The organism is Pseudonocardia sp. T1-2H (assembly GCF_038039215.1).
Classification (GTDB): Bacteria; Actinomycetota; Actinomycetes; order Mycobacteriales; family Pseudonocardiaceae; genus Pseudonocardia.
Map to the genome: position 1 here is coordinate 2,442,885 of NZ_JBBPCL010000001.1, position 17,038 is coordinate 2,459,922.

Annotated in this window: 22 protein-coding genes; 8 read left to right on the top strand and 14 right to left on the bottom strand. The window is 73.7% G+C overall.

Features of this window, described 5'->3' with window-relative positions; all coding sequences use genetic code 11:
• Positions 1–71 precede the first annotated feature (71 nt).
• On the bottom strand, positions 72–665 hold the full coding sequence (locus WBK50_RS12135) for a TetR/AcrR family transcriptional regulator (RefSeq protein WP_341335698.1): 594 nt from the start codon (positions 663–665) through the stop codon (positions 72–74).
• 21 nt (positions 666–686) lie between these two features.
• The gene (locus WBK50_RS12140; protein WP_341335699.1) at positions 687–854 is read right to left on the bottom strand and encodes a hypothetical protein; all 168 of its coding nucleotides are present in this window, start codon (positions 852–854) and stop codon (positions 687–689) included.
• A gap of 71 nt (positions 855–925) precedes the next feature.
• Between WBK50_RS12140 and WBK50_RS12145 the strand changes: the two genes are divergently transcribed.
• The 4 genes from WBK50_RS12145 (at position 926) to WBK50_RS12160 (ending at position 3,866) form a co-directional block, all read left to right on the top strand.
• Positions 926–1,120, top strand: coding sequence for a hypothetical protein (locus tag WBK50_RS12145; protein WP_297501609.1), 195 nt, complete (start codon positions 926–928; stop codon positions 1,118–1,120).
• A gap of 180 nt (positions 1,121–1,300) precedes the next feature.
• The gene (locus WBK50_RS12150; RefSeq protein ID WP_341335700.1) at positions 1,301–2,071 is read left to right on the top strand and encodes an SDR family NAD(P)-dependent oxidoreductase; all 771 of its coding nucleotides are present in this window, start codon (positions 1,301–1,303) and stop codon (positions 2,069–2,071) included.
• Positions 2,056–2,793 carry a TetR/AcrR family transcriptional regulator gene (locus WBK50_RS12155; RefSeq protein WP_341335701.1) on the top strand — a complete coding sequence of 246 codons (738 nt, stop codon included), beginning with the start codon at positions 2,056–2,058 and terminating at the stop codon, positions 2,791–2,793. Before WBK50_RS12150 ends, WBK50_RS12155 begins: the two co-directional genes overlap by 16 nt.
• Positions 2,790–3,866 (top strand): phosphotransferase family protein, encoded by a 1,077-nt coding sequence (locus WBK50_RS12160; RefSeq protein WP_341335702.1) that lies wholly within the window; start codon positions 2,790–2,792, stop codon positions 3,864–3,866. Before WBK50_RS12155 ends, WBK50_RS12160 begins: the two co-directional genes overlap by 4 nt.
• 17 nt (positions 3,867–3,883) lie before the next feature.
• Here the strand turns inward: WBK50_RS12160 and WBK50_RS12165 are convergent, their stop codons facing one another.
• From WBK50_RS12165 to WBK50_RS12190, 6 genes are all read right to left on the bottom strand, one after another.
• Positions 3,884–4,495 carry a LutC/YkgG family protein gene (locus WBK50_RS12165; protein WP_341335703.1) on the bottom strand — a complete coding sequence of 204 codons (612 nt, stop codon included), beginning with the start codon at positions 4,493–4,495 and terminating at the stop codon, positions 3,884–3,886.
• Positions 4,492–6,042, bottom strand: a complete 1,551-nt coding sequence (locus WBK50_RS12170; protein WP_341335704.1) for a lactate utilization protein B — start codon at positions 6,040–6,042, stop codon at positions 4,492–4,494. Before WBK50_RS12170 ends, WBK50_RS12165 begins: the two co-directional genes overlap by 4 nt.
• Positions 6,039–6,875 carry a (Fe-S)-binding protein gene (locus WBK50_RS12175; protein ID WP_341335705.1) on the bottom strand — a complete coding sequence of 279 codons (837 nt, stop codon included), beginning with the start codon at positions 6,873–6,875 and terminating at the stop codon, positions 6,039–6,041. Before WBK50_RS12175 ends, WBK50_RS12170 begins: the two co-directional genes overlap by 4 nt.
• Positions 6,876–7,037: 162 nt before the next feature.
• Positions 7,038–7,547, bottom strand: coding sequence for a gamma carbonic anhydrase family protein (locus WBK50_RS12180; protein ID WP_341335706.1), 510 nt, complete (start codon positions 7,545–7,547; stop codon positions 7,038–7,040).
• A 4-nt stretch (positions 7,548–7,551) separates the two neighbouring features.
• Positions 7,552–8,073, bottom strand: coding sequence for an O-acetyl-ADP-ribose deacetylase (locus WBK50_RS12185; protein ID WP_341335707.1), 522 nt, complete (start codon positions 8,071–8,073; stop codon positions 7,552–7,554).
• Entirely contained in the window at positions 8,070–8,846 is a 777-nt protein-coding gene (locus WBK50_RS12190; protein WP_341335708.1) for a 5-formyltetrahydrofolate cyclo-ligase, read from the bottom strand. Before WBK50_RS12190 ends, WBK50_RS12185 begins: the two co-directional genes overlap by 4 nt.
• Between WBK50_RS12190 and WBK50_RS12195 the strand changes: the two genes are divergently transcribed.
• Complete coding sequence (locus WBK50_RS12195) at positions 8,845–11,196, top strand: molybdopterin guanine dinucleotide-containing S/N-oxide reductase (protein WP_341335709.1); 2,352 nt, start codon at positions 8,845–8,847, stop codon at positions 11,194–11,196. The two genes, WBK50_RS12190 and WBK50_RS12195, sit on opposite strands and share 2 nt — an antisense overlap.
• 7 nt (positions 11,197–11,203) lie before the next feature.
• On the opposite strand, the gene WBK50_RS12200 is transcribed toward WBK50_RS12195, so the two are convergent.
• The 3 genes from WBK50_RS12200 to WBK50_RS12210 all read right to left on the bottom strand — a co-directional run bounded on the left by WBK50_RS12200 (position 11,204) and on the right by WBK50_RS12210 (position 13,355).
• Entirely contained in the window at positions 11,204–11,908 is a 705-nt protein-coding gene (locus WBK50_RS12200; protein WP_341335710.1) for a DUF4383 domain-containing protein, read from the bottom strand.
• 80 nt (positions 11,909–11,988) lie between these two features.
• Positions 11,989–12,246: a DUF7218 family protein gene (locus WBK50_RS12205; RefSeq protein ID WP_341335711.1), complete on the bottom strand. Its 258-nt coding sequence runs from the start codon at positions 12,244–12,246 to the stop codon at positions 11,989–11,991.
• Positions 12,247–12,311: 65 nt separating this feature from the next.
• Positions 12,312–13,355 carry an esterase/lipase family protein gene (locus WBK50_RS12210; RefSeq protein WP_341335712.1) on the bottom strand — a complete coding sequence of 348 codons (1,044 nt, stop codon included), beginning with the start codon at positions 13,353–13,355 and terminating at the stop codon, positions 12,312–12,314.
• Between the two features lie 193 nt (positions 13,356–13,548).
• Here WBK50_RS12210 and priA point away from each other — a divergent pair, with 193 nt between their 5' ends.
• From priA to hisI, 3 genes are read left to right on the top strand one after another with little or no spacing between them, the layout of a single operon-like run.
• Entirely contained in the window at positions 13,549–14,298 is a 750-nt protein-coding gene (gene priA / locus WBK50_RS12215; RefSeq protein WP_341335713.1) for a bifunctional 1-(5-phosphoribosyl)-5-((5-phosphoribosylamino)methylideneamino)imidazole-4-carboxamide isomerase/phosphoribosylanthranilate isomerase PriA, read from the top strand.
• A gap of 1 nt (position 14,299) precedes the next feature.
• On the top strand, positions 14,300–15,070 hold the full coding sequence (hisF, locus tag WBK50_RS12220; protein ID WP_341335714.1) for an imidazole glycerol phosphate synthase subunit HisF: 771 nt from the start codon (positions 14,300–14,302) through the stop codon (positions 15,068–15,070).
• Positions 15,067–15,417, top strand: coding sequence for a phosphoribosyl-AMP cyclohydrolase (gene hisI / locus WBK50_RS12225; RefSeq protein WP_341335715.1), 351 nt, complete (start codon positions 15,067–15,069; stop codon positions 15,415–15,417). The genes hisF and hisI overlap by 4 nt, the downstream gene beginning before the upstream one ends.
• A gap of 37 nt (positions 15,418–15,454) precedes the next feature.
• Here the strand turns inward: hisI and WBK50_RS12230 are convergent, their stop codons facing one another.
• From WBK50_RS12230 to WBK50_RS12240, 3 genes are all read right to left on the bottom strand, one after another.
• Positions 15,455–16,321 (bottom strand): oxygenase MpaB family protein, encoded by an 867-nt coding sequence (locus WBK50_RS12230; protein ID WP_341335716.1) that lies wholly within the window; start codon positions 16,319–16,321, stop codon positions 15,455–15,457.
• A gap of 61 nt (positions 16,322–16,382) precedes the next feature.
• The gene (locus WBK50_RS12235) at positions 16,383–16,649 is read right to left on the bottom strand and encodes a TetR/AcrR family transcriptional regulator (protein WP_341335717.1); all 267 of its coding nucleotides are present in this window, start codon (positions 16,647–16,649) and stop codon (positions 16,383–16,385) included.
• A complete protein-coding gene (locus tag WBK50_RS12240) occupies positions 16,646–17,020 on the bottom strand; it encodes a TetR/AcrR family transcriptional regulator (RefSeq protein WP_341335718.1) in 375 nt (124 codons plus the stop codon). Before WBK50_RS12240 ends, WBK50_RS12235 begins: the two co-directional genes overlap by 4 nt.
• Between the last annotated feature and the right edge of the window lie 18 nt (positions 17,021–17,038).

A 17,038-nucleotide genomic window follows, 5' to 3' on the forward strand; every position in this document is an offset into this window, starting at 1 on the left:
GGCGCCTCCACGCTCTTTCATGACACCGTGTCAGCAAAAGGCTACGGGAGGGATGCGGGCGAAGACCAGCCTCAGCCGGCGCCCACGGACCGCAGCACCACCCGGACGGCCGCCTCGATCGCCGCGGGTACGTCCGGCGGCGGGACGTCCACGATCTGCCGTGCCGACAGCGCCGCCCCGATCATCGCGACGAGCACCGCCGGATCCTCGTCGGCCATCTGACCTGCGGCGACGCCTGCCTCGAGGATCTCGGTGAGGCGGCGGGTGAGCGGGTCCGCGTGCGCGGCGATCCGCCGGTACGCCGACGGGTCCAGGGTGGACGACAGGGTCGGGCCGGGTGGCAGGTGGAAGTCCGCGAGACGTCGCAGCTGCAGCTGGACGTAGACGGCGAGCTGCTCGACGGGCGTCCCCGCGGCGTCCAGCGCCTCGGCCAGGTCCTCGACGTAGCGGGCGGCCTCGTGTTCCACGAACGCGACGAGCAGGCTGGACTTGTCCGGGAAGTGGTTGTAGATCGACGTCCGGCCCACGCCCGCCGCGGCCGCGACCCCGGAGAGCGTCACGGCGTCGAAGCCGCGCTCGTAGAGCTCCTCCCGCAGGGCGTCGAAGACCCGGGTGCGAACCTCGCTGCGGTGCTCGGTGAGCGACCGCCCGATGATCTTCGGCATTCCTGCCCCCCGACGTCGTGGTCAGCGTACGGGGGTCCCCGGGCCCGCGGGAGCCGCGAGCGCGTGGGCGAGGCGGGTGACGTCCGCGCGCGCCTCGCGGGCGATCCGTTCGGCCGAGCCGCCGCGGGGCACCGTGCGGGTCGGCGGTGTGGTCGGGGCGGTGGCCAGGACCTGGCTCAGGTCGAACACGACGGGGGATGGGCCTCGATCGTGCCGGTCTCCGGCTGTGCGCGGACCCCCGGACCTGGGAGGCTGGACGCATGAGTGACGAGCAGTGGTACTACTGCCTCAAGCACAACACGGTGGAACCCCGCGACGGCTGCCGCGCGGCGGACCGGCTGGGTCCGTACCCGGACAAGGAGACGGCCGCGCGGGCGCTGGAGATCGCCCGGGAGCGGACCGAGGCCGCGGACCGGGCCGACGAGGAATGGCGCGAGCGGGGAAGTACCCGCTGATCAGGCGCCCCTCCGGCCGCGGTGGGACGACCCGTCCCGGAGGGTGCGGAACTGAACGCTCGCCCGGTCCGCCCCCGATGCGTACGCTTCTCGCGATGATGCAGGTGCATCGACGCCGACGCCGGCGGCGGTCCGGGCGGCGTGTCGGAGCATCGTGGTACGACGCGAGGGAGCGTGGCGATGACCGCTGACCAGCCGGGTCGGGTCGTGGTGGTGACGGGCGGCAGTCGCGGCCTCGGGCGGGAGATGTGCCGCTCGTTCGCCGCGGACGGGCACCGGGTCGTGGTGGCCAGCCGCAAGGCCGAGGCCTGCGAGAAGCTCGCCGCGGAACTGCGCTCGGAGTTCGGCCCGACGACCGGGGCGGAGGCCGTCGGCGTCGCATGCCACGTGGGGAAGTGGCAGGACTGCGACGCCCTGATCGACCGGGTGCTCGCCGAGTACGGGCGGATCGACGTCTTGATCAACAACGCTGGGATGTCGCCGCTGTACCCGTCGCTGGGGGAGATCTCCGAGGAGCTCTTCGACAAGGTCCTCGGGGTGAACCTCAAGGGCCCCTTCCGGTTGGCGGTGCGGGCGGGCGAGGCGATGCAGGCCGGCGACGGCGGGCAGATCGTCAACGTCAGCAGCATCGCCGCCGTCGTGCCGGCGGTCGGGGAGCTGCCCTACGCGGCGGCCAAGTCCGCCCTGAACACGATCACGCTCGGGCTCGCCCGCGCCTTCGGGCCGACGGTGCGGGTCAACGCGGTCATGCCCGGCATGTTCCGCACGGACATCAGCCTGGCCTGGGACGAGGAGATGCTCGAGCACGGCAGCGCGGACGCCGCACTGAAGCGGATCGGCGAGCCGCACGAGATCGTCGGGGCGATCCGGTACCTGACGGGCGAGGGGTCGAGCTTCACCACGGGCTCGGTCCTCAAGGTCGACGGAGGCATGGCGTGGTCACCGGCGTGAACGAGAACGGGTCTCCCCAGACCGCCCCGCCGGGGCGGTCCGCGCAGGCCGCGGAGGGCCAGGACACCCGCACCCGGTTGCTCAACGCGGCCGAGACGCTCTTCGCGGAGCGCGGTACCGAGGCCGTGTCCCTGCGCGAGATCGGCCGGGCGGCCGGCGCCCGCAACGTCATCGCCGCGCAGTACTGGTTCAACGACCGGGACGGGCTCATCCGCGCCCTGCTGGACCGGCACCGCGTCGAGATCGAGGCCCGTCGGCACACGCTGCTCGACGCCTACGAGAGCGGCGGCATCGCGGATGCCGCCGCGGACCCCGCCATGCGCTTCCACGCCCTCGCCGGGGCGCTGGCCAGGCCGTTCGCCGTCAAGCTGGACCAGGGGGAGAGCGGCTCGGGCTACCTGCGCACCCTCGCGGACCTGATCACCCGTCCCGATCCGGCGATCAAGACGCTCGGGATCGACGGCAGTGACAGCAGCATCCTGCGCTGGCGCATGCTCGTCGAACCGCTGCTGGAGCCGGAGGCCGTCGCGCTGCACCGGCGCTTCCACGTGATCCGCTTCGTGGCCGTCGAGCTCGCGCAGCGCTCGCGGGTACCGGGCCGCACGGACCATCGGCTGTTCGTCAGCCAGCTCGTCGACGCCGCGGCGGGACTGTTGTCCGCGCGGGTCTCGGAGGAGACCCGCAGGCTCAGCGCCGGTCGTCGGCCCAAGGGCGAGGCGTGAGCGGCTCGGGCGTGGACCGCGAGTCGCTCGGCGAGCTGATCGACCTCGAGGCCCTCTCGTCCTGGCTGCGCTCCCAGGGGCACGGCGGGAAGATCGGCGAGGTCGAGCCGCTGGCCGGGGGCACGCAGAACGTCGTCGTGCGGATGGAGCTCGACGGACGACAGGTCGTGCTGCGCCGCCCTCCGCCGCACCCGCGGCCGTCGAGCAACCGGACGATGGCCCGGGAGATCGCGGTGCTGCGCGGCCTGGCCGGGACCGACGTCCCGCATCCCGGGCTGATCGTGGGCTGCGAGGACCCGGACGTGCTGGGCGTCGTCTTCTACCTGATGGAGGCGGTCGACGGGTTCAACCCCGGCGAGACCCTCGCGCCCGCCCACGCCGCGGACGGGTCGGTGCGGCACGGCGCCGCGCTGGCCGTGGCGCGGGCCGCCGCCCGGCTCGGGGCCGTCGACCCGGTCGCGGCGGGGCTGGAGTCGCTGCACAAGCCGGGGAGCTTCCTGGGCAGGCAGGTTCCACAGTGGACGGCACACCTCGAGTCCTACCGCGAGTTCCCGGACTACGAGCCGGGCGGGCTGCCGGACGTCGCGCCGGTCGCGCGGTGGCTGGAGGAGAACCGGCCCCCGGATGCCGCGCCGGGGATCATGCACGGGGACTTCCACCTGAACAACGTCCTGCTGGACACCGTCGAGCCGCGGGTCGCCGCGATCATCGACTGGGAGATGTGCACGGTCGGGGACCCGCTGCTGGACCTCGGCTGGCTGCTCGTCACCTGGAGCCAGGAGCCGGCCGTCATGGACGTCGGGGGGCCGTTCGCCCGGGCGGGCGGGCTGCCGACGCGCGCCGAGCTCGTCGAGGCCTACGGGTCCGCCGGCGGGCGGGAGCCGGTGAACGTCGATTGGTACACCGCGCTGGCCGGGTTCAAGCTCGGCATCGTCCTGGAGGGGACGAAGGCGCGGGCCTCGGCCGGGCAGGCCCCGGCGGAGACGGGGGAGAAGCTGCACGCCCACGCGAAGGGCCTGCTCTCCGTGGCCGCCCGGATCGCCCGCGGGGAGTGGTCCGTGCTGGACACCTGAGCCGGGCACGCGCCCGCTCAGCCGACGAGCAGGACGCGCAGGGTGCGCGGGCCGTGGACGCCCTCGACCCGGTCGAGCTCGATGTCGCTGGTCGCGCTGGGTCCGCTGATCCAGGTCTGCGGGCGGTGCGGGTCCAGGGCCGCCACGGCGTCCGGAACCCCGGTGACCACCTGGTCGGTCCGCACGACGCAGACGTGCAGGTCCGGGACGAGGGTCGCGGCGCGGCGGCCCTGGCCGGGGCCGTGGTCCAGGACGATCGTCCCGGTCTCGGCGATGCCGAGCCGGGCCGTGGTCAGGACCCCGTCGACGGCGTCGAGCGCGGTGACCGGGAGAGGGGTGTCCTCGACGAGCTCGGGCCCGGCCGGGTGCAGTTCCGCCGGGAGGTCGGTGGGGACGAGCAGCCGGGCGACGCCGTGGAGGGCCTCGGCAAGGCGCTCGGGCAGCTCGGCGGGGGTGCAGCGGACGACCGTGGCCTTGTAGTCCGCGACCCGTTCGGCGAAGAGCTCCACCCGGTCCGGGAGGACCGGCGCCGGGGGTCGGGGGACCTCGACGTCGGCCGGCGTCTCGTCCCGCGGGACGTCCCGGAGCGCGGTGCGGACCCGGGCGAGGATCGCGTCGCGGGCGTTCACCGCCGGCCCCCGTCCGTGCGGGACCACCAGGCGCGGAAGGACTCCGGTGGCGGAACCGGAGTGTCCCGGGCATCCGACCAGGCCGAGACCGGCCAGGGCAGCGAGCCCAGCGCCCGACGCCCACCCGGCGCGCGTCGTCGGACCGTGCGGTCGAGGACGCGGGAGCCGAGGCCGGAGAGTTTCTCGGCCGCGGCGGTGCGCGCGCTGGTGCCGAACATCCAGGAGGCCGCCTTCATCGCCGCGCCCTGCAGCGACGGGCGTCCGCGGTGGGCGTCGACGACCTGTGAGCGTAGGTGCACCAGCACCTCGGGGATGTCGATCCGGACCGGGCAGACCTCGAAGCACGCTCCGCACAGGCTCGACGCGTAGGGCAGCGAGTCCACCTGCTCGTCGTGACCGACGCCGCGGAGCATCGGGGTGAGGATCGCGCCGATCGGGCCGGGGTAGACCGAGCCGTAGCTGTGCCCGCCGGTGCGCTCGTAGACCGGGCACACGTTCAGACACGCCGAGCAGCGGATGCAGCGCAACGCCTGCCGGCCGACCTCGTCGGCGAGGACGTCGGTTCGGCCGTTGTCCAGCAGGACGACGTGCACCTCCTGCGGCCCGTCGCCGGGAGTGACGCCGGACCACATCGAGGTGTAGGGGTTCATCCGCTCCCCGGTCGAGCTGCGCGGCAGCAGCTGCAGGAACACGTCCAGGTCGGCCCAGGTGGGGACGAGCTTCTCGATCCCCACCACGCTGATCAACACCTCCGGGAGGGTCAGGCACATCCGCCCGTTGCCCTCGCTCTCCACCACGGCGAGGGTGCCGGTCTCGGCGACCGCGAAGTTCGCCCCGGACACCGCGACCTTGGCGCGCAGGAACTTCTCCCGCAGATGCTCCCGGGCCGCGGCGGCGAGGTCGGCCGGGTTGTCGGTGAGATCCGGCGGCGCGGGCCTGCCGGCGCGGCCCATCTCGCGCAGGAAGATCTCGCGGACCTCCGAGCGGTTGCGGTGGATCGCGGGGACGAGGATGTGGCTGGGCAGGTCGTGGCCGAGCTGGACGATCAGCTCCGCGAGGTCGGTCTCCCACGCGGTGATCCCGGCGTCGGCGAGTGCCTCGTTGAGGCCGATCTCGACCGTCGCCATGGACTTGACCTTCACGACCTCGTCGGTGCCGTGCCCGCGGGCGATGTCGACGACGATCCGGTTGGCCTCGGCGGCGTCGCGGGCCCAGTGCACGGTCGCGCCGGCCTTCGTCAACGCCGTCTCGAGCTGGGTGAGGTAGGTGTCGAGGTGGCGCAGGGTGCGGTCCTTGAGCGCCGCCCCGGCGAGGCGCAGCTCCTCCCAGTTGGCCACCTCGGCGACCACGGCCGCGCGCTTGCCGCGGATGGTGCCGGTGGCGTGGGCGAGGTTGCGGCGCAGCTGGGCGTCGGCGAGGGCGGCCTTGGCGGCGATCGGGAAGGCGGGCGTGCCCAGGAACGTCGCGCCCCCCGCAGCTGCTCGCGGCGCGACCTCGGCGCTCCGCGCAGAGCGCCGTGTCGAGGATTCGCTCGCAAGCTCGCTCATCGAATCGCTCCGGCCGGGCGGGGGGCCCGCGGCGGCCCGTCCGTGCGAGAGGCCTCCGCGCTCGCCGCCGCGCTGCCCGCGGTCGGCTGCGCCGGTTCGTCGATCACGGCCTCGGTGCTGGCGAGGACCTCCGCCAGGTGCATCACCCGCACGCCGGAGCGCTCCCGGCTCAGTATGCCGCCGATGTGCATCAGGCAGGAGTTGTCCCCCGCGACCAGCACCTCCGCCTGTGTCTCCCGCACGTGCCGGGCCTTGTCCGAGCCCATCGCGACCGACGTGTCCGCGTTCTTCACCGCGAACGTCCCGCCGAACCCGCAGCACTCGTCGGCGGCGGGCAGCTCGACCAGCCGGAGCCCGCGGACCGCCTCCAGCAGCCGCCGCGGCCGGTCCCCGACGCGGAGCATCCGCAGCGAATGGCACGTCGGGTGGTAGGTGACCCGGTGCGGGAAGTACGCCCCGACGTCGACGACGCCGAGCACGTCGACAAGGTATTCGGTCAGCTCGTAGGCGGGCGGGGCCTGCTCGACCGCCCGCACCAGACCCGGATCCCCGCAACGCTGCGCGACGAGCCGGTGCTGATGGCGCACCGACCCCGCGCAGGACCCGGACGGCACGACGACGGCCTCGTACCCGGCGAAGGCCTCGAGATGGTTGCGCAGCAGGGGCACGGCCTCGTCGAGGTACCCGGTGTTGACCATCGGCTGCCCGCAGCAGGTCTGCGCGGCGGGGAAGTCCACATCGACGCCGAGGCGACGCAGCAGCGTGACGACCGCCCTGCCGGTGTCCGGGAACAGTGCGTCGTTGATGCAGGTGACCAGCAGGCCGACCGTCATGGTGTTCCTCCGGTGGTGGTCGGAGTTCGTGCTCGGACGACCCTAGGCCAGGCCTCCGGGCCCGGTGCGCGCCGGCGGTGACGAACGATCGAGATCCCCACCCGGGGCTTCCACCGCGGCCTCCCCCGAAACCTCACCCCATGCACAGCTGCGGTGCCGGACCTAGCTCGTCGCGGCCCGGTGGACCCCCGCGAGGTGCACGTACGCCGTGGCGTTGAGCAGGATCGACTTGCGCTCCTCCTCGCCCAGCTCCTTGCGGACCTTCCCCGGCACCCCCGCGACCAGCGAGTTCGGCGGGATCTCCATCCCCTGCGTGATCACCGCGCCCGCCGCGATCAGCGATCCGGAGCCGACCCGCGCGCCGTTGAGGACGACCGCGCCCATGCCGACCAGGACGTCGTCGCCGATCGTGCAGCCGTGCAGCACCGCCCGGTGCCCGACGCTGACGCCCGCGCCGACCGTGCACGGGAAGCCGGGGTCCGCGTGGACGACGCTGCCGTCCTGGATGTTGGAGCGCTCGCCGATCGAGATCGCGTCCATGTCGCCGCGCAGCACGCACGTGTACCAGACACTGGCCTCGGCGCCGACGCTCACGCGGCCGGCCAGGACCGCGCCGGGCGCGACCCAGGCGTCCGGGTGGATGTCGGGGGAGACTCCGTCGATGGTGATCATGGGTTCATGCTCCCAGCTCGCGGACGGCCTCCTCGAACGCGGCCAGGATCTCGTCGTTGAACAGGACGAACCGCACGAGCTCGACCGACGTCGGCGTCTCCCGCACCGTTCGCACGGCGATCCGCGCGGCGTCATCGAGCGGCCAGCCGTAGACCCCCGCGGACACCGCCGGGAACGCGATGCTCCGCGCGCCCAGCTCGTCCGCCACGCGCAGCGACTCCCTGAACGCCGAGGCGAGCAGCGCCGAGCGGTCCTCGCGCTTCGCGTAGACGGGCCCGACGGTGTGGATCACCCAGCGGGCCGGCATGCGGCCCGCCGTCGTGGCGACGGCCTGCCCGGTCGGCAGCCCGTCCTGCAACGGCCCGGCCCGCAGCTCCTTGCACTCCTTGAGGATCTCGGGCCCGCCCGCGCGGTGGATGGCGCCGTCGACGCCGCCGCCCCCGAGCAGGCCGGAGTTCGCGGCGTTCACCACGATGTCGACCTGCTGTTCGGTGATGTCGCCCTGCGCCAGCTCGATCCGCGTCATCGTGTTCCCTTCAGCTTCTGAAGCAGCGGGATCGCCGCGATCTTCTCGTCCGTCAGGGACTCCCAGCGGACTTCCCCGGTCGGCCGCGGGCCACGCCTCCCGCGGCAGTCGATGATCCGTTCGGGGGTCACCACCACGTCCACCGGGATGTCGTGCGCCGCGGTCGGGATGACGCCGGCCGGGCGGACCTGCAGCTCGTGCACCGTGGTGACGACGAGCGTCCGCTCCGAGATCAGGCCGGCCGCCCCGGCGAGGGCGAACTCGAGGTCCGCGAACCCGCCGCCCTTGCCCAGCCGGGCACCGTCCTCGCCCACGGCCACGCAGCCCGTCACCACGAGGTCCACCGGTTCCAGCTCGTCGACGGCCACCCGCCGGGCCGAGCGCGTGGCGTTGCTGATCGAGACGGCGCGACGCGGCGTATCCGCGAGGTGTTCGGGGTCGAGGAGGAAGAACGGGTCCTCCTCCGCGAGCTTCGGGACGGCCATGTAGAGCGTCTTGCCGTCCTCCAGGGCGCGCTGACGGACCGGGAGCTGCGCGGAGTCCGGGTTCGACTTGATCGCCGCCGCGTCCTTCCAGTCCGGAAGGGACCGCACGAGCTCGGCCGCGGCCTCGGCGCCGCGGAAGTTCGAGATCCGGTGCCGCGCACCGGGGAAGCGGGCGACCTTCGCCTCCGTGAGCGCGGTCCAGACCTCGTCGCGCAGCGCCGCCTTCGCGGCGAGCACCTCGGGATCGCCGCCGGCGTCGTGGTCGTGGCGTCGGGGGGAGCGGGGCATGGGGGAATTCTGCGCCTGCACGCTCGTGCGCGGAAATCGCTGCCGGAACAACGTCATCCGCGCACAGGCGCAGAATGCGGAGATGATCCCGCACAGCTCGCACTGGGGCGCGTTCTCCGCCGAGCGGGTGGACGGCGAGCTGATCGTCCGGCCGCACCCCGACGACCCGAACCCCTCGCCCCTGCTCCAGAACATCCCCGCCTCGCTCTCGCACCGGGCGCGGATCGCGAGCCCGGTGGTCCGGCGTGGGTGGCTCGCAGACGGCCCCGGGCCCGACGACCGGCGCGGGCGGGACGAGTTCGTGCAGGTGAGCTGGGACGAGGTGCTCGACCGGCTCGCCACCGAGCTGCGCCGGGTGTACGACGAGCACGGCCCGCGGGCGGTCTACGGCGGCTCCTACGGCTGGGCCAGCGCCGGCCGCTTCCACCACGCGCAGGGCCAGCTGCACCGCTTCCTCGCCCTGGCCGGGGGCTACACCCGCTCGGTCAACACCTACAGCGGCGGCGCGGCGGAGGTCCTGCTCCCGCACGTCCTGGGCCCGTTCGACTCGGTGACCCGCTCGGTCGTCACCTGGGACCAGCTCGCCGCGCACACGGACACGGTCCTCGCGTTCGGCGGGATGGCGCTGAAGAACTCGACCGTCGGCGCGGGTGGCGTCAGCCGGCACGTCGAGCGGGACGCGATGCGCGCGGCGAAGGCCCGTGGCACGGAGTTCGTCCTGGTCGGGCCGCTGCGCGCGGACCTGTCCGAGGACGTCGACGCGCGGTGGCTGCCGATCGAGCCCGGTACGGACACGGCGCTGATGCTCGGCCTCGCGCACACGCTGCTGGTCGACGGCCTGCACGACCGCGCGTTCCTGCACACGCACACCGCGGGCTGGCCGGAGTTCGAGGCGTATCTGCAGGACAAGGACGCCGCCTGGGCGTCGGCGATCTGCGGCGTCCAGGCGGCCGACATCCGCCGGCTCGCCCGCACGATCGCCCGGGGCCGCACGTTGATCACGGTGTCGCAGTCGCTGCAGCGCGCCGAGCACGGCGAGCAGCCCGTCTGGGCCGGTCTCGCGCTCGCGGCGATGCTCGGCCAGATCGGGCTCCCGGGCGGCGGCTTCGTCTACGGGCTCGGCTCGCTCGCCCACTACGGCCGCCCGCGCAACGCCGTCCCGGTCCCGACGATGGTCCGTACGGTCAACCCCGTGCGGGACTTCATCCCCGTCGCCCGGGTCGCGGACATGCTGCTGCACCCCGGCGAGCCCTACGAGTACAACGGCGAGCACCGCACCTACCCGGACACGAAGCTCGTCTACTGGTGCGGCGGCAACCCGTTCCACCATCACCAGGACCTGAACCGGCTGCGCCGCGCCGTCGCCCGCGTCGACACGTTCGTCGTGCACGAGCCCGCCTGGACCGCCACCGCCCGGCACGCGGACGTCGTCCTGCCCGCCACGGTGACGCTCGAACGCGAGGACATCGGCGCGGGCGGGACGGACCCGCTGGTCGTCGCCATGCGCCGGGCCGCGGCCCCGTTCGGCGAGGCCCGGGACGACTACGCGATCTTCTCCGCCCTGGCCGCTCGGCTCGGTTTCACCGACGGGTTCACCGAGGGCCGCACCGCCCGTGAATGGCTCGAACACCTCTGGCTCCGCACGCAGAAGGCGCTGGCGGGCAAGGGTTTCCCGGCTCCCGACTTCGAGGAGTTCTGGGCGGCGGGGGAGTGGCGGCTCCCGTCCGGACCCGACGACGGGGGCGTGCTCGCGTCGTTCCGGACCGATCCCGAGGGCCGCCCGCTGCACACGCCCAGCGGGCGGATCGAGATCGGATCGGCGACCATCGCCGGCTTCGGCTACGACGACTGCCCCGGCCACCCGGCCTGGCTCGAGCCGACGGAGGCGCCGGACGAGCGGCACCCGCTCCGGCTCGTCGCCAACCAGCCCGCGACCCGGCTGCACTCCCAGCTGGACTTCGGCGCGACGAGCGCGGCCGCGAAGGTCCGCGGACGGGAGGTCGTCCGGGTGCACCCGGACGACGCGGCGGCCCGCGGGATCCTCGACGGGGACGTGGTCCGTCTGCACAACGACCGCGGCGCCTGCCTGGCCGCGGCCCGGATCACCGACGACGTCCGGCGCGGCGTGGTGCAGCTGCCGACCGGTGCCTGGTACTCCCCCCTCGACCCCGACGATCCGACGGCCCTCTGCGTGCACGGCAACCCGAACGTGCTGACCAGGGACGTCGGCAGCTCGCGACTCGCGCAGGGCTGCACCGGTCAGCTGACGGTCGTGCAGCTCAGCCGCTGGGAGGGGGAGGTCCCGCCGGTCCGGGCGCACGAGCCGCCCGCCGTGCGGGGCACGGGGTAGCCGCGGGTCAGCGGTCGCGCTCGGCCCAGGCGTGGATGCGGTCCTCGGGACGGCGAATCGCGTCCAGCCTCCGCACCGCGGCGACCAGTTCGGGATCGGCGCGATGCTCCGCGACGGCGCGCTCGGCGGCGGCCAGCTCGGCCGCGGCGACCTGGTCCGAGGTGCTGTTGTCCAGGTCGTTGCCGCCGATCCGGGCGAACTCGCCGCCCTCGGCGTCCTCGGGCGAACGGCCACGCTCGACGTTGTACGGGTTGTCCGCCGGCAGCCGTCCGGTGAACCGGCCGTAGGCGCCCACGCAGAGCAGGAGACCGCCGACGATCAGGCTGAAGATCACGTTCGGCATCCGGAACGCGAGGAGGTTCAGCTTCGAGTCCAGCACCAGCACGTTGGCGAGGCCGGACAGCAGGAACAACGCGCCGACCACCATCTCGATCGTCGAGGCCGTCCGGCCGCCGCAGACGCCCGCGACGATCAGGATCGCGCCGGACACCACGGAGACCACCGAGAGCAGGCCGTTCGAGGACAGGCCGAGCACCGGCGCCCCCATGGTGGAGAAGAAGTCCAGCCGCTGGACGAGGCCGAGGACGGCGAAGACCCACAGGCCCAGCCCGATCGCCACGGACCCGGTGCGGTGGATCCGGTCCAGCCTCGTCCGGGAGACCCCGGTCGTCTCGGAACCACCGGTGGCGGCGGTTGTCGTGCGTGCGCTCATCACGTCCTCCTCGAGCAGTGCCCGAGGAGGGAGTGTCCCGTTGTGAATCGGGTCAAACCTTGTTCACAGGGAGGATCCGGTCAGTGGTTCCGGAGGGCCTCGATGAGCTCGTCCTTCGACATGTCCGACCGGCCGTCGACCCCGATCTCCTTGGCCCGCTGGTACAGCTCGTCCTTGGTCATGTCGTCGTAGCTGCCGGCCTTCCCGCCGCGCTTCCCGACCTCGCCCTTCCCGTCCCGGGCCGCGGCGTTGGCGATCCGGGCGGCCTTCTCCTTGGAGTTGCCCTCGTCCCGGAGCTCTTCGTACATTTTCTCGTTCTTGATGCTGGCGTTCGGCATGCCGGGGAGTACCCCGACAGGCCCAGCGCGACACCACCTGTCGGCGTAGCGCCTCGTCCGGTGGCTCAGGCCTGCGGCCGCACGTAGCCCGCGAGCGGCGGCTCCGCGGCGGTGTGCGGGTAGAGCCCCGCGGAGTCCGCCAGGATCGCCGCGGCGTGCGCGAAGTCCGTCGGGAAGGTCACCGGGTTCACCCCGGGCATGAAGGGCGCGACGCAGACGGACGGGGCGATCCGGCCCGGGTCGGCCGGCCCGTCGTGGGTCAGCGCGTCGAGGGCGAGGGCCCAGGCCACCGCATCGGACGTCCCGGTACTGAGGTGGTCCGCGGGGTGCGCGAGGCAGATGTCCTGGAGCGCGACGTTCGTGACGTCGCCGCCGTCGTCGGCGAGGTCCGATCCGGCCGGCTGGGGCGTGACCACCTCGTCGGTGAGCGTGTAGACGTTCGTGTAGTCGACGCCGGGGAACGTCTGGCGGCCGGAGTTGAGCGCGGCGAGGAAGGCGGAACCGGTGCGCTGCTGCCAGAAGGAGGGCGCGCACGTCGGGGCGCAGACGCCGACGGCGGCCAGCGTCCCGTCGTTGCTCGGGGCCAGCCCGACGACGTCGGAGACGAGGTCCCGGGTGTCCGGCCAGAAGCGCAGGGCCCAGCGGCCGACCATCCCGCCCTGGCTGTGGCCGAGGAGGGCGACGTCGCGGTTCGCGCGGCGGGCCATCGTCCGGATCGCGTACACGACGTACTCGCCGCGGACCTGGACGTCGGCCATGTTCCGGCCCGGCGAGGTCGAGGTGCACCACGGGATCCCGGCCGCGGTGAGGGCGGGCTCGTAGTTCCAGCCGAAGTTCTCCGGCGGGTCGAGGGTGGTGCCCGACAGCAGCAGGACCGGGTTCTCGTCCGCGTCGCCGAGGTGGTCGAGCGGCACCGAGCAGTGCAGGCTCGCGGCCAGCACGTCGTCGGGAACCGAGAGGTCCGGGCCGTCCTGGTCGAGCGGGGCGAACTCGCCGGTGTCCGGGTCGGGGAGGAACGGCAGCAGCGGATCGGCCGAGGCCGTCCCGGCGAGCAGGCCGGCGCCGAGCACGGCGACGATCACGGACACGACGAGACTGCGGCGGCGCACGGGTCCTCCTCGGGCCGCGCCCCACGGTGGGCGCGATTACCGAGGAGTAACGACTCACATGATGATCGGTGACGTCCCGTCTCGGGCCCGCGGGTCGGCACTCTCTCCGTCGTCCGAACCCACCTACCGGTGGACGGGGATGTGCGTCTCGGCCTACCGGAAGTGCCGACTCGCGGGTGGGTAGGGTTGAACGGTGAGTTTCACGTTGCTTCCCGCGGTCGATGTCGCCGACGGCCAGGCCGTCCGTCTCGTGCAGGGGGAGGCCGGGACCGAGACCGGGTACGGCGCGCCCCTCGAGGCCGCGATGAACTGGCAGCGCGACGGTGCCGAGTGGATCCACCTGGTGGACCTCGACGCGGCGTTCGGCAAGGGCTCCAACGCGGAGCTGCTCGCCGAGGTCGTGGGCAAGCTGGACGTCAAGGTCGAGCTGTCCGGCGGCATCCGGGACGACGAGTCCCTGGCCCGCGCGCTCTCGACCGGCTGCACCCGGGTCAACCTGGGCACCGCCGCCCTGGAGAACCCCGAGTGGTGCGCCAAGGTCGTCGGCGAGCACGGGGACAAGATCGCCGTCGGGCTGGACGTCAAGATCATCGACGGGCGGCACCGGCTGGCCGCGCGCGGCTGGACCACCGACGGCGGGGACCTCTGGGAGACCCTGGCGCGCATGGACCGCGACGGGGTCGCCCGCTACGTCGTCACCGACGTCAGCAAGGACGGGACGCTGCAAGGGCCGAACGTCGAGCTGCTCAAGCAGGTCGCGGCCGCCACCCCGGCCCCCGTGATCGCGTCCGGCGGGATCTCCACGGTGGACGATCTGGTCGGGCTCGCGCAGGCCGCGGCCGACGGAGCGAACATCGAGGGCTCCATCGTCGGCAAGGCGCTCTACGCCGGCCGGTTCACGCTGCCCGAGGCGCTGCGCGCGGTCCGGGCGGTGGGTGCCTGACATGGGGGTCGCGATCCGTGTCATCCCCTGCCTGGACGTCGACGCCGGGCGGGTCGTCAAGGGCGTCAACTTCAAGGAGCTCCGGGACGCCGGGGACCCGGTCGAGATGGCCGCGGTCTACGACGCCGAGGGCGCGGACGAGCTGACGTTCCTGGACGTCACGGCGTCCTCCGGCGAGCGCGCGACGATGGTCGACGTCGTCCGACGCACCGCCGAGCAGGTCTTCATCCCGCTGACGGTCGGGGGCGGCATCCGCACGCCGGACGACGTGGACCGGATGCTGCGCGCGGGTGCGGACAAGGTCAGCGTCAACACCGCCGCGATCGCCCGCCCGGAGCTGCTGGGCGAGATGGCGCGGCGCTTCGGCTCGCAGTGCATCGTGCTCTCCGTCGACGCGCGCCGCGTGGTCGACGGGCCGCCCACGCCGTCGGGCTTCGAGGTCACGACGCACGGCGGGCGCACGGGCACCGGGATCGACGCCGTCGAGTGGGCGATGCGGGGACAGGACCTGGGCGTCGGCGAGATCCTGCTCAACTCGATGGACGCGGACGGCACCCGGGCCGGGTTCGACCTCGAGCTGATCGAGAAGACCCGGGCCGTCGTGGCCCTCCCGGTGATCGCCAGCGGCGGCGCGGGCGCCCTCGAGCACTTCCCGCCGGCCGTCCGGGCCGGGGCGGACGCCGTGCTCGCCGCGAGCGTCTTCCACTTCGGACAGCTGCGGATCGGCGAGGTCAAGGACGCGCTGCGCGCGGATCACGTGGAGGTCCGATGAGGGTCGAGACGTCCGAGCTGGACCCGGCCGTCGCCGCCCGGCTGACGCGGAACGCGGACGGGCTGGTGTGCGCGGTCGTGCAGCAGCGGGGGACCAACGAGGTCCTGATGGTCGCCTGGATGGACGACGAGGCCCTGCACCGCACGCTGACCACGGGCCGCGGCACGTACTGGTCGCGTTCGCGCGAGGAGTACTGGGTCAAGGGGGACACCTCGGGCCACGTGCAGCACGTGCACGAGGTCCGGCTGGACTGCGACGGGGACGCGGTGCTCGTCGTCGTGGACCAGGAGGGCCCGGCCTGCCACACCGGCGCCCGCACCTGCTTCGACGCGGACCGCCTGCTCTGACCGCTCACGCACGGGGTGCGACCGGTGAGCCCGTGCGTCAACGGGCGGGTGGTGCCATGACCCAGCGGATCCCCCGGGTGACGAGCCCGCCCGCCGCGCGGACGGCGGTCTGCTCGACCAGCGGCAGGTAGGGCAGGTGCAGGGGAGGCCTGGCCCAGCGGGGGAGCAGGGCCACCGCCGCCGCTGCGAGCAGGGCGTACGGCGCGCGGGCGACGAGCGGCAGCGGCGGGTTCAACAGCAGGAACCGGGCGGTCGAGCGGGCTTCGGGCGTGCCCTCCAGCTCCGGGCGGAACCCCTCCAGCCTCGCGGCCAGATCGGCTTCCGTCTCCGGCGGGTCGGGCACCCCGAGCTCGCGGGCGATGCGGGCGGTGTCCGCCACGTAGCCGTCGCGGCCCTCCTGGTCCAGCGGCGCGGTGCCGTAGCGGCTGTGCGCGCGCAGGAAGCTGTCGATCTCCGCGAGGTGCACCCACTCGAGCAGGTGCGGGTCCGATGCCGAGTACGGCCGCCCGTCCGGTGCCGTTCCCCTGACGGCCGCGTGCACGGACCTGATCCGCTCGATGGTCGCGCGGGCCTCGGCCTCGGGACCGAACGTCGTCGAGGCGAGGAAGTAGCTGGTGCGGGCGAGCCGGCCCCACGGGTCCCCGCGGTAGCCGGAGTGCCCCGCGACGCCGGCCATCGCCAACGGGTGCAGGGACTGCAGGAGCAGCGCCCGGAGCCCCCCGACGAACATCGACGCGTCCCCGTGCACCGCCCGGATCGGGCGGTCCTCGCCGAACCAGCGCGGGCCGGGCGCCTCGTGGATCCGGACGCGGCGCTGCGGGCCCTCGGCGCCGGCGACCTTCTCGAACACGCCGGCACCGAGCCGGGCCCGCAGATCGGACACACCCGCCGGGAGACTCACCACGACCCCATCATGCGACCGCTCCCCGGCGGCGGCCACCCGATGATCCGCGGACCGGCCCGGCTCACCCGTCGAGGGATCCGGTAAGGTAGCGCTGGATCGTCGGCGCGATCGCCGCGACGACCGCCGGGTGGTCGGCGGAGGCCAGCGGTTCGAGCCGCAAGACGTAGCGGACCATCCCGAGGCCGAGGATCTGGGTCGCGCAGAGCGCCGCGCGCTCGTCCGGCCGGTCCGGGGCCACCGTGCCGACGAAGCGGCCGAGGATCACCCCCGACACGAACTCTCGCATCATCCGCGCGGCGTCCGGGTGCGCGGCGACGCTGCGGATCATCGCGACCAGCGGGCCGCCCCCGCTCCGTCCCAGACCTGCAGGAACATCGCCACGATCCGCTCGCCGATCTGCTCCGGATCCCCCGGCAGGACCTGCGCCATGATCGCCTCGGGGTCCACCGGAAGGTCCAGTGAGGCGGTGAAGAGGGCGTCCTTGCCGCCGAACCAGTGGTTGACCATGGCCGCGTCGACGCCCGCGCGGTCCGCGATGCGCCGGACCGTCGCGCCCTCGTAGCCGCGCTCGGCGAACTCCGACCGGGCCGCGGCCAGCAGGGCCTCGCGGGTGTCCGCCCCGCCGGCCCGCCTCCCGCGACGCCGACCGGGGGGTGCGGCGTCGGCGGGATCCGGAGGGGAAGGACGGGATGCGGACACGGGTCCATCTTCGCCGAC

What these genes read in the sequence shown, in the direction of transcription:
- WBK50_RS12135 (WP_341335698.1), bottom strand. Translation starts at nt 665, where the DNA reads ATGCCGAAGATCATCGGGCGGTCGCTCACCGAGCACCGCAGCGAGGTT.
- WBK50_RS12145 (WP_297501609.1), top strand. Translation starts at nt 926, where the DNA reads ATGAGTGACGAGCAGTGGTACTACTGCCTCAAGCACAACACGGTGGAA.
- WBK50_RS12150 (WP_341335700.1), top strand. Translation starts at nt 1,301, where the DNA reads ATGACCGCTGACCAGCCGGGTCGGGTCGTGGTGGTGACGGGCGGCAGT.
- WBK50_RS12170 (WP_341335704.1), bottom strand. Translation starts at nt 6,042, where the DNA reads ATGAGCGAGCTTGCGAGCGAATCCTCGACACGGCGCTCTGCGCGGAGC.
- WBK50_RS12175 (WP_341335705.1), bottom strand. Translation starts at nt 6,875, where the DNA reads ATGACGGTCGGCCTGCTGGTCACCTGCATCAACGACGCACTGTTCCCG.
- WBK50_RS12180 (WP_341335706.1), bottom strand. Translation starts at nt 7,547, where the DNA reads ATGATCACCATCGACGGAGTCTCCCCCGACATCCACCCGGACGCCTGG.
- WBK50_RS12185 (WP_341335707.1), bottom strand. Translation starts at nt 8,073, where the DNA reads ATGACGCGGATCGAGCTGGCGCAGGGCGACATCACCGAACAGCAGGTC.
- WBK50_RS12195 (WP_341335709.1), top strand. Translation starts at nt 8,845, where the DNA reads ATGGGGGAATTCTGCGCCTGCACGCTCGTGCGCGGAAATCGCTGCCGG.
- WBK50_RS12190 (WP_341335708.1), bottom strand. Translation starts at nt 8,846, where the DNA reads ATGCCCCGCTCCCCCCGACGCCACGACCACGACGCCGGCGGCGATCCC.
- WBK50_RS12200 (WP_341335710.1), bottom strand. Translation starts at nt 11,908, where the DNA reads ATGAGCGCACGCACGACAACCGCCGCCACCGGTGGTTCCGAGACGACC.
- WBK50_RS12205 (WP_341335711.1), bottom strand. Translation starts at nt 12,246, where the DNA reads ATGCCGAACGCCAGCATCAAGAACGAGAAAATGTACGAAGAGCTCCGG.
- hisF (WP_341335714.1), top strand. Translation starts at nt 14,300, where the DNA reads ATGGGGGTCGCGATCCGTGTCATCCCCTGCCTGGACGTCGACGCCGGG.
- hisI (WP_341335715.1), top strand. Translation starts at nt 15,067, where the DNA reads ATGAGGGTCGAGACGTCCGAGCTGGACCCGGCCGTCGCCGCCCGGCTG.
- WBK50_RS12235 (WP_341335717.1), bottom strand. Translation starts at nt 16,649, where the DNA reads ATGATCCGCAGCGTCGCCGCGCACCCGGACGCCGCGCGGATGATGCGA.